This window comes from Streptomyces sp. NPDC031274 (genome assembly GCF_055570235.1).
Genome location: NZ_JBVIHP010000021.1, coordinates 150,946 through 166,377, shown reverse-complemented (window position 1 = coordinate 166,377; position 15,432 = coordinate 150,946). Strand labels below are relative to the sequence as shown.

The following is a 15,432-nucleotide window of genomic DNA, read 5'->3' as shown; positions in this document are numbered from 1 at the left end:
CCATGAGAACCCGCATATCCCGCATGCGACTCACCGCCGCAGTGGCCACCGTCGTCATGATCGGCTCGCTGGCGGCCTGCGGCCAGGAGGCCAAGGGCGGCAGCCGCTACAAGCCGGACGAGGGCAAGGGCAGCACCATCGGCCTCGCGATGCCCACCAAGGCCTCCGAGCGGTGGATCGCCGACGGCAACAACATGGCCAAGCAGTTCAAGAAGGCCGGGTACAAGACCGATCTGCAGTACGGCGACAACAAGGTCGAGAACCAGATCGCCCAGCTGGAGAACATGATCACCAAGGGGCGCAGCCTCCTCGTGGTGGCCGCCATCGACGGCTCCGCGCTCAGCGAGGTCCTCCAGCGCGCGCACGACGCGGGCATCCCCGTGATCTCGTACGACCGCCTCATCCTCGGCACGGACAACGTCGATTACTACGCGTCCTTCGACAACGAGCGCGTCGGCCGCCTGCAAGCCCAGTACATCGTCGACAAGCTGAAGCTGGGCAAGCCGGAGAAGGGCGGCGACGCGCACAACATAGAGCTGTTCGCGGGTTCGCCGAACGACAACAACACGAAGTATTTCTGGAACGGCGCCATGAAGGTGCTCGAGCCGTACTTCAAGAGCGGCCAGCTGACGGTCCGCAGCAAGCAGACGAAGATGAACCAGGCCACCACTCTGGACTGGGACGGCGGCACCGCGCAGAAGCGCATGGACGACCTGATCAGCAAGAACTACGGCTCCGCGAAGGTCGACGCGGTCCTCTCGCCGTACGACGGCATCTCGATCGGGATCATCTCCGCGCTCAAGAGCGCGGGGTACGGCTCCAAGAGCGAGCCACTGCCGGTGATCACCGGCCAGGACGCGGAGCTCGCGTCGGTGAAGTCCATCATCCGTGGTGATCAGACGCAGACGGTGTTCAAGGACACCCGCAAGCTGGCCGCGAGGACGGTGTCCATGGGGGACGCGGTCCTGAACGACAAGAAGCCGAAGGTCAACAACACCAAGGACTACGACAACGGCAAGAAGATCGTGCCGTCCTTCCTGCTCGACCCGGTCAGCATCGACAAGTCCAACACCCAGCTCCTGGTGGACGAGGGTTACTTCAAGGCTGGACAGCTCAAGTGAGCGCGCCGGTGCTGGAGATGCGCAACATCACCAAGACGTTCCCCGGCGTCAAAGCGCTCTCCCATGTGAATCTGACCGTGGGCCCCGGGGAGATCCACGCGATCTGCGGCGAGAACGGCGCGGGCAAGTCGACGCTGATGAAGGTCCTCAGCGGCGTCCATGAGCACGGCAGTTACGACGGCGAGATCCACTTCGAGGGCAAGCAGATGGCCTTCAAGGACATCCGCGCCAGCGAGCGCCACGGCATCGTGATCATCCACCAGGAGCTCGCACTCGTCCCGTATCTGTCGATCGCCGAGAACATCTTCCTGGGCAACGAACAGAGCAAGCGGGGCTTCATCGACTGGAACGACACGCTGCGCAGGGCGAGCGCGCTGCTCAAGCGGGTCGGTCTGAGCGAGAAGCCGCAGACACCGGTGGCCGACATCGGCGTGGGCAAGCAGCAGCTCGTGGAGATCGCCAAGGCCCTGTCGAAGGAGGTGAAGCTGCTCATCCTGGACGAGCCGACGGCCGCGCTCAACGACGAGGACAGCGCCAAGCTGCTCGACCTCATCCTGGAACTGCGCGATCAGGGCATCGCCTGCATCATCATCTCGCACAAGCTGAACGAGATCCGGGCCATCACCGACTCGGTGACGATCCTGCGCGACGGGCAGACCATCGAGACCCTGACGGTCCGTGAGTCTCCCGACGCGGAACCGCAGTTGTCGGAGGACCGCATCATCCGCGGCATGGTCGGCCGCGACCTCGACAACCGCTTCCCCGACCGCACGCCCTACGAGGGCGAGGACGCGGGATCAGTCGCCCTGTCCGTACAGGGCTGGACGGTGCGGCATCCGGTCGACCACCAGCGCAAGGTCGTCGACGACGTGTCGGTGACCGTGCGGCGCGGCGAGATCGTCGGCATCGCGGGCCTGATGGGCGCGGGCCGGACAGAGCTGGCGATGTCCGTCTTCGGGCGTTCGTACGGCTCGTACGTCTCCGGCACGGTCGCCGTCGGCGGGCGCGAGGTTGTGACGAAGACCGTGCCCGCCGCGGTCGACGCCGGGATCGCGTACGTCACCGAGGACCGCAAGCAGTACGGCCTGAACCTCATCGACAACATCAACCGCAACATCTCCCTCGCCTCGCTCTCGGGCATGCGGCGCAAGGACGGATTCGTCGACGAGCACCAGGAACGCTCCGTCTCCGAGCGCTACCGCAAGTCGATGAACATCAAGGCGCCCACCGTCTTCGAGCAGGTGGGCAGGCTCTCCGGCGGCAATCAGCAGAAGGTTGTCCTGAGCAAGTGGATCCACGCCGATCCCGAGGTCCTGATCCTCGACGAGCCGACGCGCGGCATCGACATCAACGCCAAGTTCGAGATCTACACCGTCATCGACAAGCTGGCGGCCTCGGGCAAGGCGGTGCTCTTCATCTCCTCCGAACTGCCCGAGCTGCTCGGGATGTGCGACCGGATCTACACGATGGCCGAGGGCAGGCTGACCGGCGAGGTCGACCGCGCGGACGCCACCCAGGAACTCCTGATGCGCCACATGACCAAGAACAGAAGCTGAGGCATCCGCCATGACCACCACGACCACGCCACCGAGTGACAAGGCGTCCACGCCGCCCGCCAAGGAGTCCACCGGAGCTCTGCTGCTGCAGAGCGTGCGCTCCAACATGCGCCAGTACGGCATGCTCGTCGCCCTGGCCTTCATCGTCATCCTGTTCCAGATCTGGACCGACGGCACACTGCTCCTGCCGAACAACGTCTCCAACCTGATCCAGCAGAACGGCTACATCCTCATTCTGGCCATCGGCATGATGATTGTGATCATCGCCGGTCATATCGATTTGTCCGTCGGCTCGTTGGTCGCCTTCGTAGGCGCCATGTCGGCGGTGATGATGGTCAAACACGACATGCCCTGGGTGCTCGCACTCGTCCTCTCGCTCCTCATCGGCGCGGTCGCGGGGGCGTGGCAGGGCTTCTTCATCGCCTACGTGGGCATCCCGTCGTTCATCGTGACCCTTGCCGGCATGCTGCTCTTCCGCGGCCTGACGCAGATCGTCCTGGAGGGCCAGTCGCTCTCGCCCTTCCCCGAGGGCTTCCAGAACATCGCCAAGGGCTTCATCCCGGAGATGGGCCCGTACACGCAGTACCACAACCCGACGCTCGTGCTCGGTTTCGTGACGGTCGCGTTCCTGCTCTTCCGTGAGTGGCGCAGCCGCAAGCAGCAGCTCGCCTACGACCTCGACGTGATGCCGACGGGCCTGTGGGCGGCGAAGCTGGTGGCGATCTCCGCGGCCGTCATCGCCTTCACGCTGACTCTCGCGAGCTTCCACGGCGTGCCCGTGGTGCTGCTCATCATGTGCGGCCTGCTCATCGCGCTCGGCTATGTGATGCGCAACGCGGTCGTCGGACGCCACATCTACGCCCTCGGCGGCAACAAGGCGGCGGCGAAGCTGTCCGGCGTCAAGGACAAGCGCGTCACCTTTCTGATCTTTGTCAACATGGGTGTGCTCGCCGCGCTCGCGGGCTGTGTGTACGCCGCCCGTCTCAACGCGGGCACTCCGCAGGCGGGCCTGAACTTCGAACTCGAGGCGATCGCGGCCTCGTTCATCGGCGGCGCGTCGATGAGCGGTGGCGTCGGCACGGTGATGGGCGCCGTGATCGGTGGCCTGGTGCTCGGCGTGCTCAACAACGGCATGTCCCTGGTCAACATCGGCACCGACTACCAGCAGGTCATCAAGGGGCTCGTACTGCTCGCCGCCGTCGGGTTCGACGTCTGGAACAAGCGCAAGGTCGGCCGTTAGGCGGCCGCGGAAGACCCAGTGAGAACCCGCGGGGCGGTGGGGGCTGGTCGCGCAGTTCCCCGCGCCCCTGACGGGGCACTACCGCCCCGCACCGCTCAGCCCTGTCCCCACCTCCCGGAGTTGGAGCCGCACATGGAAACGAGCAGACGTACCGTCCTGGCCTCGGCCGCCGCCGTCGGGCTCACCGCAGCCGTCGCGGGCACTTCGTACGCCTCGGCGGGCCGCACGCCGACCAAGGAACTCTTCGGCAAGCTGGCCGACGGCACCAAGGTGTACCGCTGGTCGCTCGCCAACGGCGGGACCCGCATGAAAGTCCTTTCGTACGGCGGCATCGTGCAGTCCCTCGAACTCCCGGACCGGCACGGCCGGTACACCAACGTCTCCCTCGGCTACGACACCATCGAGGCGTACGTCGCCGGAACCACGTTCTTCGGCGCGACGATCGGCCGCTACGGCAACCGCATCGCCAAGGGCCGCTTCACCCTGGACGGAAAGACCCACCAGCTCTCCGTGAACGACGGCGAGAACAGCCTGCACGGCGGAGCCAAGGGCTTCAACACGCGGGTGTGGGACGTGGAGCCGTTCAAGGACTCCTCCGGCGTGGGTCTGCGTCTGCACCACACGAGCGTGGACGGCGAGATGGGCTATCCGGGAACGCTGCGGGTGACCGTGACGTACACGCTCACCTCGCGCGGCGACTGGCGCATCGACTACGCGGCGACCACGGACAAGGCCACCGTGGTGAACCTGACGAACCACACGTACTACAACCTCGCGGGCGAGGGCAGCGGCGACATCCTGGACCATGAACTGGCCCTGGCCGCTGCCCGGTTCACCCCCACCGACGCCGGTCTCATCCCGACGGGTGAGCTCGCGAAGGTGGCGGGCACGCCCTTCGACTTCCGGCGCGCGAAGACGGTAGGCGAGGACATCCGTGTCTCCCATCCGCAGTTGGTGACCGCCAAGGGCTTCGACCACAACTGGGTCCTGGACAAGGGCATCACGAAGCGCCCCGAGCACTTCGCGACGCTGCGGGACCCGGAGTCGGGGCGCAGCCTGAAGATCGCCACGACCGAGCCGGGTGTGCAGTTCTACTCCGGGAACTTCCTCGATGGCACCCTCACCGGGCCTTCGGGGCGCACCTACCGGCAGGGCGACGGTCTGTGCCTGGAGACGCAGCACTTCCCGGACTCCCCGAACCAGCCGACGTTCCCCTCGACGGTGCTGCGGCCCGGCCAGACCTACCGGTCGAGCACGGTGCACAGCTTCTCGGCGCGCTGAGCCGCGCCCCGGCCTTCGAGAGGACACATCGTGCGCCCGAGAATCCCGAGAACTCTGATCCCGCTGCTTGCCCTGATGGCAGGCCTGCTCGCCGCCCCCGGCGCCGCGGCGCATACGGCTGTGGCGAAGGCAGAGCAGAAGTACGCGGGCTACCTCTTCAGTTACTTCACCGGCGAGGGCACCGCGGACGGTGAGCAGATCCGCATGGCGCTCAGCCGCGGCGACGATCCCACGCGGTATCAGGAACTGAACGGCGGCAAGCCCGTTCTCACCTCGCAGCTCGGCACGAAGGGGCTGCGAGACCCGTTCATCATCCGGTCGCCGAAGGGCGACAAGTTCTACCAGATCGCCACCGACCTGCGGATGTACGGCGGGAGCGGCGGCAGCTGGGACCAGGTGCAGCGCACCGGCAGCAAGTCGGTCATGGTGTGGGAGTCCACCGACCTGGTGCACTGGACCGACCAGCGCCTGGTCAAGGTCGCCCCGGACACGGCGGGCAACACCTGGGCCCCGGAGGCGTACTACGACGAGAAGCTGAAGGCGTACGTCGTCTTCTGGGCGTCCAAGGTCTACGGCGCCGACGACCCGGGCCACACCGGGTCGACGTACAACAAGATGCTGTACGCGACGACGAAGGACTTCCGCACCTTCAGCAAGCCCGAGGTCTGGAACGATCCGGGTTACTCGGTGATCGACTCCACGGTGGTCAAGGACGGCCGCGACTACTACCGCTTCACCAAGGACGAGCGCGATCCCGCGTCCGGCACTCCCTGCTCGAAGTTCATCACCGCGGAGAAGTCGAGGTCCCTGACGGACACGTCGTACGACTTCGTGGCCGACTGCATCGGAAAGGGCGTGATCGACCGGGGCGAGGGGCCCGCGGTGTTCAGGTCGAACACCGGGGACAAGTGGTACATGCTCATCGACGAGTTCGGCGGGCGCGGCTATGTCCTCTTCGAGACGACGGACCTCGCTTCGGGCAAGTGGACCGAGACGAGGAACGCGGGCCTGCCCGCGGGTGCCCGGCACGGCACGGTTCTGCCGGTGACGCAGGCCGAGTACGACCGGCTGCTCGGCACCTGAACATCGGCGTACTTGAGCAGGTGAGCACCTGACACAGCGCTGCGGCACCGCCGGTTTTCCCGGTCGTGCCGCAGCGCTGTACTGCCCTACACCGTCCGCACCCGGAAGGTGCAGGCGGCTCCTTCCGAGGTGACCCGGACCTCCTCGCCGTCCCGTACCGCGCGGAAGACGACAGCGGGCCGGCCGTCCAGGTCGGGCACGGTGATCTCGGCTCCGTCCGTGTCCGGCGTGACCAGGAGGGTGAGGTCCTTCAGCCAGTCGCCGTCCGGGCGCTGGTCGTCGGCGCCCAGCGGGAGCAGCGCGCCGGGGCGTACGTACAGGGGGAGGCTGTCGAAGCCGTGGGTCTCGTGGTGCCATGCGGGGCCCTGGACGGTCTCGCCGGTCAGCAGATGGGTCCAGGTTCCTTCGGGGACGTAGAACTCGACGTCCCCCTCGGCGGTGAAGACGGGGGCGACCAGGAGGTCGGGGCCGAGCATGTACTGCCGGTCCAGGGTGCGGCAGGCGGGGTCGTCCGGGAAGTCCAGGAGCATGGGGCGCATGACGGGGACGCCTGTGCGGTGGGCCTCGACCGCGGCGCCGTACAGGTACGGCATGAGGCGGTGCTTGAGCAGCGTGAACTTCCGTGCCACGTCGACCGCCTCCTCGCCGAACGCCCACGGCACCCGGTAGGAGACGTTGCCGTGCAGGCGGCTGTGCGAGGAGAGCAGCCCGAAGGCGAGCCAGCGCTTGAAGACCGCGGGGTCGGGTGTGCCCTCGAAACCGCCGATGTCGTGGCTCCAGAAGCCGAAGCCGGAGAGCGAGAGGGAGAGGCCGCCGCGCAGCGACTCGGCCATCGCGCCGAGCGAGGCGAAGCAGTCGCCGCCCCAGTGCACCGGGAACTGCTGGCCGCCGGCCGTCGCGGAGCGGGCGAAGAGGACCGCCTGGCCCGGGCCGCGTTCCTTCTCCAGGAGTTCGAAGACCGTGCTGTTGTAGAGCTGGGCGTAGTAGTTGTGCATGCGCTCGGGGTCCGAGCCGTCGTGCCAGACGACGTCCGTGGGGACGCGTTCGCCGAAGTCCGTTTTGAAGCAGTCGACGCCTTGGTCGAGCAGGTTGCGCAGGTGGCCCGAGTACCACTCGCGTGCGGCCGGGTTCGTGAAGTCCACCAGGGCCATGCCGGGCTGCCAGAGGTCCCACTGCCAGATGTCGCCGTTCGGCCGCCGGACGAGAAACCCCTGGGCGGCGGCTTCGGCGAAGAGCTCGGACTTCTGGGCGATGTACGGGTTGATCCACACGCTGACCTTCAGACCGCGCTCGCGGAGCCTGCGCAGCATGCCCTCGGGGTCGGGGAAGACCTCCGGGTCCCAGCGGAAGTCGCTCCACTGGTACTCGCGCATCCAGAAGCAGTCGAAGTGGAACACGCCGAGCGGGATGTCGCGCTCGGCCATGCCGTCGACGAAGGCGGAGACGGTCTCCTCGTCGTAGGGCGTGCAGAAGGAGGTCGTCAGCCACAGGCCGAACGACCAGGCGGGCGGCAGTGCGGGGCGGCCGGTCAGGCCGGTGTAGCGGCGCAGGACGTCCTTGGGCGTGGGGCCCGCGACGACGTAGTACTCGATGGACTGGTCCTCGACGCTGAACTGGACCTGGCCGACGGACTCGGACCCGATCTCGTAGGAGACCTTGCCGGGGTGGTTGACGAAGACGCCGTAGCCGCGTGAGGAGAGGTGGAAGGGGATGTTCTTGTAGGCCTGCTCGCTGCTGGTGCCGCCGTCGGCCTGCCAGATGTCGACGTCCTGGCCGTTCTTGACGTAGGGGGTGAAGCGCTCGCCGAGGCCGTAGATGTACTCGCCCACGCCCAGGGCGAGTTGGCCGATCATGTGGTGGCTGCCGTCGGGCGCGGTGGCGAAGCCGGTGCCTCTGCGCTCGACGGCCGTGAGCCGCTGCCCGTCGGCGTCGAGGAATTCCAGGCCCCAGGGCTTGTCGGTGTCCAGGCGCACGGTGAGCGGTCCACTGGTGAGTTCGGTGACGCTGCCTTCACGCTTGAGGATCCCCGCGCCCTCGGTGGTGGACAGGCCGAACTCCGGTCCGTGCGCGCCCTTTCCCGCGTGGTGCGTCGCTCGGACGCCGATGACACCCTCGGCGGGCGAGAAGCATTCGACGGTGATCAGCGGGGTGTTGAGGGTGTCGCCGCGCTCGTGGACGCGTTGGACGGCGGCGTACGCCGTGAACCGCCCTTCGCCTTCCCTGACGTCCCGCACGTCGGTCGCGAACGAGGCGCGCACCCCGTCGCGCATCAGCCAGAAACCGTCGGTGAACTTCATGCGGTCTCCTTCTGCTGTGCGGTCTGCTGCGCGGTGGCGGTGAAGGCGAGCCGTGCGAGCCGCAGAGGGCCGCGCAGCCGCACGCGCAGATCGCGCACTCCGAAGACGGTGAAGCCGGAGGTGCGCAGGGTGTAGTCGTACACGCCGCCGGTCGCCGGGACGGTCACGGTGGTGGCCGTGCTGCCCGAGATGAGGTCGACGGCTCCCGCTCCTGCGGCCTCGACCGAGACGCCGCAGACTCCGTCACCGAAGTCGCAGTCACGGAAGAGCAGTTCACCCGTGCCGCCGTCCAGCGCACGCACGGCGTCGCCGCTCGTCCTGGAACGGTCGACGATCTCGGTGCCGCGCTGTTCGTCGTAGCCGGTCGCGGCCAGGCCCGCTCCGCGCACCGGCCGTGCACCGATCGGGTCGCCCTCGATGCCGACGGTCGCCGCGAGCCGGATGTCGCTGCTCGACGCTCCGGCAAGCACCTCGTACGCGCCAGGCGGCACGGCCCAGCGGTCGTGCCGTACGTCCCAGAACGCCAGCTCCACAAGGGGGAGTTGGAACTCCAGACGGCGTGCGGCCCCGCCCGCGAGGTGCACACGGCGGTGTGCCGCCAGCTGCCGGTGCGGCAGGGCGAGGACGGCGGCGGCTTCCCGGGGTGCCCGGGTGTAGAGCTGGGCCACCTCGTCCGCGTCACGAGACCCGGTGTTGGTGACGGTGACCGCGATCCGGAGCGTCTCCCCTTCGCGGACGGCCACCAGATCCTCGTACGCGAAGGAGGAGTACCCCAGGCCGTGCCCGAACGGGTAGAGCGGGGTGCCGTCGAAGTAGAGATAGGTCTGCCGTGAGCCGATGACGTCGTAGTCGAGCAGGTCGGGGAGGTCGGTGTCGGCCGCGTACCAGGTCTGCGGGAGGCGTCCGGCCGGGGAGACGTCACCCGCGACGACCCGGGCGAGCGCGGTGCCCGCGGACTGCCCGCCGTGCGCGGTCCACAGGAGTGCGGGCAGCTGGGCTTGGGCGTCGGCCACCGCGTACGGATAGGCGGAGACCAGGGCGAGCGCCGTGCGGGGGTTGGCGACCCGGGCCGCGCGCCACAGCCGCTCCTGGTGGGGCGGCAGGGCGAGCGTCGTACGGTCCTCGGTCTCGCGGCCGTTGATGTGGGGGTCGTTCCCGGCGACGACGATCACGGCGTCCGCGTCGGTGGCGGCGCGGGCCACCGCGTCCTCGCCGCGCTCCAGGACTTCGACGGTGAAGACCTCCCGCTCGTCGGCAACCTTCACGCCGTCGGCGGCGACAGAGACGTACCCACCCGTCCCCCTGTGCTCGATGAGGTAGCCGTCCCCGTGGCCGACCAGCGCGAACGTCTCCTGTACGACCCAGCCGCCGGGCTGGTCCGCGGACGCCCGCACGAAGCCGTCGTCGGCGACCGACAGGTAGCGGCCGTCGGGGGCACGCAGCGTCCACGTGCCGCATCCCCAGTCCACGAGGGCGAACTCGGTCGGCTCGGGGCCGCAGGTCAGCGGCGCCAGATCGGTGCGACCGGTGAGCAGGGCCGGGTCCAGGGCGATCTCGGCGCCCTCGACGTGCCCGCTCTCGTCGAAGTCCGGCACGCGCAGCCATCCCGCCGCGCACTTCAGACGCACCCGGTCGGCGCCTTCCGTGAAGGTGACGCGGTCGGTGCCGAACCGTTCGCGCAGTCCGTCGAGGGGTGTGCTGCGGCGGATCAGAGTGCCGCTGTACCAGTCGGTCTTGCACTCGTCGGCGAGAAGTCCGACGACCGCGATCCGGGTGCCTTCGGGCAGCGGGAGCAGGCCGTCGTTCTTGAGCAGGACGACGGCCTGCTCGGCGGCCTCCTGCGCGAGTGCGCGGTGTCCGGGGGTGTCGAAGGCGTGTGTGGCCGGTTCCGCGTACGGCCCCTGACCGGGGTCGAACTCGCCGAGCCGGAAGCGGACGGACAGCTGACGGCGTACGGCCGTGTCGATGTCGTGTTCGGTCAACAGGCCTTGCTCCCAAGCCCGTTGGAGGCGTCCGGTGATGATGCTCGCGTCGGTGCCGTGGTCGGTGAAGCTGTCCACGCCCGCTACGAGCGCCGCGGCTGTCGCCTCCTCGTGGGTGTCGAAGTACTTCTCGGAGTCGACGAGGTTGCTGGGCGCTCCCGCGTCCGAGCAGACGAGCAGCTCCTGGTCGGTCCAGGTGCGCAGGTGCTCGCGCAGGTACGGCGAGAGGTGGTTCGGGCGGCCGTTGACCAGGTTGTAAGCGGGCATCACTCCGGCGACAGCGCCCGCTTCGACGGCCGCACGGAAGGCCCGCAGATCGTACTCGTGAAGGACGCGCGGGCGCACGGACGCGGACGACGTGTCCCGACGCGTCTCGTTGTTGTGGGCCAGCCAGTGCTTGAGCACGGGGGCGGTGCGCCAGTGGCCTGGGTGGTCGCCCCGCAGGCCACGGGTGTACGCGACGGCGATGGCGGAGGTGAGGCGGGGGTCCTCGGAATAGCCTTCCTCGTTCCTGCCCCACAGCGGGTGGCGCAGGAGGTTCACCGTCGGCGCCCAGAGGTTGAGGCCGACGCGGTCGTCCCGCGCGCGCATGGCGCGCGTCTCCGCGGCGACGGCCTCGCCGACTCTGCGCACGAGGTCGTCGTTCCAGGTGGCGCCGAGCCCGACCGCCTGTGGGAAGACGGTGGCGGGGCCCATCCAGGCGACGCCGTGCAGGGCTTCCTGTCCGGTGCGGAACGGGGCGATGCCGAGCCGTTCGACGGCGGGCGTGAACTGGTGCAGGAGCGCGATGCGTTCGCCGATGGTCAGCCGGGACAGCAGATCGTCCACGCGCTGGTCCAGGGGCAGTTCGGGGTCGCGGAAGGGCAGCGGCCGGGGGGCGTGGAGCGGCGAAGGGCTTGCGGTCACGTACGGATCCCCTTGGCGAGCGGCGGGCACGGAGGAGGTGACTCGTGCTGGGTCTTCGAAGCGCTTCGATGCTCGATGCGTCTCAGGCCTCGTGTCAAGGTGCGGGACGCGGGGTGCCCGCAATCTCGCTCTGCTTGGCGTGATCCCGAACTCCCGTATACCGGAGAGGAATTCAGGACCGAGTCTTGTTACGGCCCAAGCCTTCACTTAACCTCGCAGCAACATCGAAGCGCTTCGAATGCCGACCGGCGGTGACCGCCGTGTGTCTGGGCACGCGCCACGAAGGGTTGACGCAATGACGCCGAACTCCCTCTCCACAAGCTCCACCGGCCCCACCAGCCCTACCGGCCCCACCGGCCCCACCAGCTCCCGTTCGAGCCGGAGATCCTTTCTCGCCTCCTCCGGTCTCGCCGCGCTCGTCGTGGCCGGCGGGGCCCCACTGCTCACGGCTTGCGGAGGCAGCGGGTCGAAGAACGAGGGCACCACGACGGGGAAGAAGCTCAAGGACCTGCTCCCCGCGTACAGCGCGTCGGAACTCACAGGACCGGACATCCCCGCCAAGAACGGCTCGGCGGCGGGCTTCACCAAGGCGCTGCCCGCCGATCAGCTGAAGGTGTCGGTGCCCGAGAAGCTCGGCAAGGGCGGCCAGTTCACCGTCATGGCGCCGATCTGGGGGAACGTGCCCAAGCAGGGCAATCCCTACTGGACGGCGATGGACGAGGCGGCCGGTGTCCGCGTCAAGTGGCAGAACCAGCAGGGCGATACGTACGGGCAGAAGCTGGGCGCGGTGCTCGCCTCCAGCGGCGTCCCGGACGCCGTGGTCGTGCCCGGCTGGGAGCTGACCGGCAAGATACCGAGCGCCATCGCCAACAAGTTCGCCGACCTCGGCCCCTACTTGAGCGGCGACAAGGTCGAGGAGTACCCGAACCTCGCCGCGATCCCCACCGGCGCGTGGCAGCGCTCCATCTTCGGCGGCAAGCTGCGCGGCCTGCCGATGCCCGCCGCCACCACACCGAACATCGCGCCGTTCTACCGCACCGACCTCTTCGAGAAGGAGGGGATCGAGGCGCCCACCAGCGCCCAGGAGTTCTACGACCTGTGCAAGCAGCTCAACGCGCCCAAGAGCAAGGTGTGGGCATGCGGCGACATGAGCTGGGCGGCCTGGAACATCTTCGGCGTGCTGCCCGAGAAGCCGTACTACTGGAAGCTCGTCGGCGGCAAGCTCGTCAACCGCTACGAGACCGACGAGTACCTGGAAGCCCTGGAGTGGTCACGGAGGCTCTACTCGGCGGGCTTCGTCCACCCCGACGCGAAAGCCGAGACCGGCAACATCGGCGACCTGTGCGCGGCGGGCAAGGTCTGGATGTACTGCCAGGACCTGTCCGACTGGTACGGCAAGTCGGCCGTGCAGCGCGTGGACAACAAGAAGTTCCGCATGGAGGCGTTCGACTACTTCGCCGCCGGCGGCGGCGCGCCCACGCTGTACGCGCGTCCACCGGCCGACATCTGGACGTTCATCAGCGAGAAGGCCGACGAGAAGACCGTCCGCGACATCCTCGCCCTCGCCAACTTCACGGCCGCTCCCTACGGTTCGAAGGAGCAGCGCCTTCGCATGTACGGCGTCGAGGGCGTCCACCACACGTTCGAGGACGGCGTCCTCACCAAGAACGGCAAGGGCAACAACGAGGTCTTCTCGACGTACGAGTACCTGGCGTCGCCCGCGCCCTTCGTCGCCTACCCCGATCTGCCGGACGTCACCGAGGGCATGGTCGGATGGCAGCAGCGGCAGGGCGCGCACACGAAGAAGTCGCTCTTCCACGGCATGATGATCATCGAGCCGACCCGGTACACCGAGCTGAACGCCGAGTTCGAGGACCTGGAGAAGGACGTCGTGCGCGGCCGCAAGAAGGTCAGCGACATGCAGCGGGCGGCGTCGGACTGGAAGTCGGGCGGCGGCGACAAGCTGCGCGACTGGTACAAGAAGCTGCTTGACGAGACCGGCGACGCGGCGTCCTGACATGGCCCAGAGCACGACTGACGCGCGCGACACCACTGCCGAGCGGGCGCCCACGGCACCCGCCGCGGCCGCGCCCCTCACGAAGAAGACCCCTGCCCGCGTCCCGCTGCGCCACCGGCTTCGCCGCGACCGCGTCCTGCTCCTGATGGTGCTGCCCGCGCTGCTTCTCCTGCTCGTCTTCAACTACGTGCCGCTGATCGGCAATGTCGTCGCCTTCCAGGACTACGACCCCTACATCGCCGACAACGCGTTCCAGGCGATGACGCAGAGCCCCTGGATCGGCGTCGAGCACTTCCGGCACATGGTCGAGGACCGGCTGTTCTGGCAGGCGGTCAGGAACACCTTCGCCATCTTCGCGATCCAGCTGACGCTGTTCTTCCCGCTGCCGATCGTGCTCGCACTGTTCGTCAACAGCTTCGTGCGGCCGAGGGTGCGCGCGGTCGCCCAGGCGATCCTGTACCTGCCGCACTTCTTCTCCTGGGTCCTGGTCATCACGGTCTTCCAGCAGATGTTCGGCGGGGCGGGGCTCGTCGCCCAGGTCCTGCGGGACCACGGGCACGACGGCTTCGACCTGATGACCGACCCGGGTCTCTTCAAGTTCCTCGTCACCTTCGAGATGGTCTGGAAGGACGCGGGCTGGGGCGTCATCGTCTTCCTCGCCGCACTGGCCGCGGTCAGCCCTGACCTCTACGAGGCCTCGGCGATGGACGGCGCCAACCGCTGGCGGCGCATGTGGCACATCCAGCTGCCCGCGCTGCGTCCGGTGGTGGCTCTGCTGCTCGTGCTCCAGGTGGGCAACGCGCTCACGGTCGGCTTCGAGCAGATTCTGCTCCAGCGCACGGCCGTGGGCCCCTCGGCCTCCGAGGTCCTTGACACCTATGTGTGGAACACCGGCCTGGACAACGGCAACTTCGGTTACGGCGCCGCCATCGGCATCGTCAAGGGCGTCTTCGGCCTCCTGATGGTGCTCGGGGCCAACAAGGCCGCCCACCTCATGGGCGAGCAGGGGGTCTACAAGCGATGAGCGTGCTGAACTTCGGGATCAAGCCGGGCAGCAGGTCCGGTCTGCGCCCGGTGTGGGAGGAGCCCCCGACGCGGGCCGGCCTCGCCACCAAGGGTGTGACGCTGACCCTGGTCTGCCTCGCGGTCCTCTTCCCCGTGTGGGTGGTGGTCGTCACCAGCCTCTCCTCGGTCAGGACGATCACCGAGACGGGAGGTCTCGTGGTGATCCCCCGGGGTGTCACCTTCGTCCACTACCAGGAGCTGCTCGGGGGCGGCCAGGTGTCGCGGGCGGCGCTGGTCAGCGTGCTCGTCACGGTCGTCGGCACGCTGTTCAGCATGGTGGTGTCCGTCCTGTGCGCGTACGGCCTCTCGCGCCCGGGGTCGGTCCTGCACCGCCCGATCCTCCTGGTGATCGTCGCCACGATGTTCTTCGGCGCCGGGCTCATCCCCACGTATCTGGTGGTGCAGGGCCTGGGCCTCACGGACTCCTATCTGTCGCTGATCCTGCCGAGTGCCCTGAACGTCTTCAACATCCTCGTCCTGCGGGCGTTCTTCATGGGCACGGCGCAGGAGCTGATCGAGAGCGCCCGCATCGACGGGGCCGGGGACGTGCGCATCCTGTTGCGGATCGTCATGCCCCTCTCCCGCGCGGTGATCGCGGTCATCACCCTCTTCTACGCGGTCGGCTACTGGAGCGCGTGGTTCAACGCGTCGATCTACCTCAGCGACCCGGACATGATGCCGCTGCAGAACGTCATGCAGCAGCTGGTGATCAAACAGCAGAAGCCGACGGGCCTTGCCCAGGCGATCAACACGGGGCACCTGTCACCGCTCGCCATCCAGATGGCGGTGATGGTCCTGGCGCTCCTGCCGGTCGCCGTCCTCTCGCCGTTCGTGCAGCGGCATTTCAAGCAGGGCATGCTCACCGGCGCAGTGAAGGGCTGACC

9 protein-coding genes and 1 pseudogene are annotated in these 15,432 nt (G+C 68.1%); 8 read left to right on the top strand and 2 right to left on the bottom strand.

Annotation, left to right across the window (positions count from 1 at the left end; translation table 11 throughout):
- Positions 1-2: 2 nt before the first annotated feature.
- From chvE to ACZ5CR_RS30230, 5 genes and pseudogenes are all read left to right on the top strand, one after another.
- Positions 3-1,121, top strand: a complete 1,119-nt coding sequence (chvE, locus tag ACZ5CR_RS30250; RefSeq protein ID WP_468863155.1) for a multiple monosaccharide ABC transporter substrate-binding protein — start codon at positions 3-5, stop codon at positions 1,119-1,121.
- A gap of 17 nt (positions 1,122-1,138) precedes the next feature.
- Entirely contained in the window at positions 1,139-2,677 is a 1,539-nt protein-coding gene (gene mmsA, locus ACZ5CR_RS30245; protein ID WP_468863228.1) for a multiple monosaccharide ABC transporter ATP-binding protein, read from the top strand.
- Positions 2,678-2,687: 10 nt separating this feature from the next.
- A complete protein-coding gene (gene mmsB, locus ACZ5CR_RS30240) occupies positions 2,688-3,917 on the top strand; it encodes a multiple monosaccharide ABC transporter permease (RefSeq protein ID WP_468863152.1) in 1,230 nt (409 codons plus the stop codon).
- Positions 3,918-4,049: 132 nt separating this feature from the next.
- Positions 4,050-5,198 carry an aldose epimerase family protein gene (locus tag ACZ5CR_RS30235; protein ID WP_468863149.1) on the top strand — a complete coding sequence of 383 codons (1,149 nt, stop codon included), beginning with the start codon at positions 4,050-4,052 and terminating at the stop codon, positions 5,196-5,198.
- Between the two features lie 75 nt (positions 5,199-5,273).
- Positions 5,274-6,272 (top strand): annotated as a pseudogene (locus ACZ5CR_RS30230) (glycoside hydrolase family 43 protein); the annotation flags it as partial.
- Positions 6,273-6,367: 95 nt separating this feature from the next.
- Here ACZ5CR_RS30230 and yicI read toward each other — a convergent pair.
- Both yicI and ACZ5CR_RS30220 read right to left on the bottom strand, forming a co-directional pair.
- Entirely contained in the window at positions 6,368-8,578 is a 2,211-nt protein-coding gene (gene yicI / locus ACZ5CR_RS30225; protein ID WP_468863147.1) for an alpha-xylosidase, read from the bottom strand.
- Positions 8,575-11,466 (bottom strand): glycoside hydrolase family 3 C-terminal domain-containing protein, encoded by a 2,892-nt coding sequence (locus tag ACZ5CR_RS30220; protein ID WP_468863145.1) that lies wholly within the window; start codon positions 11,464-11,466, stop codon positions 8,575-8,577. Before ACZ5CR_RS30220 ends, yicI begins: the two co-directional genes overlap by 4 nt.
- 295 nt (positions 11,467-11,761) lie before the next feature.
- Between ACZ5CR_RS30220 and ACZ5CR_RS30215 the strand changes: the two genes are divergently transcribed.
- From ACZ5CR_RS30215 to ACZ5CR_RS30205, 3 genes are read left to right on the top strand one after another with little or no spacing between them, the layout of a single operon-like run.
- Positions 11,762-13,483, top strand: coding sequence for an extracellular solute-binding protein (locus tag ACZ5CR_RS30215; protein ID WP_468863143.1), 1,722 nt, complete (start codon positions 11,762-11,764; stop codon positions 13,481-13,483).
- Between the two features lies 1 nt (position 13,484).
- On the top strand, positions 13,485-14,507 hold the full coding sequence (locus ACZ5CR_RS30210) for an ABC transporter permease (RefSeq protein WP_468863141.1): 1,023 nt from the start codon (positions 13,485-13,487) through the stop codon (positions 14,505-14,507).
- The gene (locus ACZ5CR_RS30205; RefSeq protein ID WP_468863139.1) at positions 14,504-15,430 is read left to right on the top strand and encodes a carbohydrate ABC transporter permease; all 927 of its coding nucleotides are present in this window, start codon (positions 14,504-14,506) and stop codon (positions 15,428-15,430) included. The genes ACZ5CR_RS30210 and ACZ5CR_RS30205 overlap by 4 nt, the downstream gene beginning before the upstream one ends.
- The last annotated feature ends 2 nt before the right edge of the window (positions 15,431-15,432 follow it).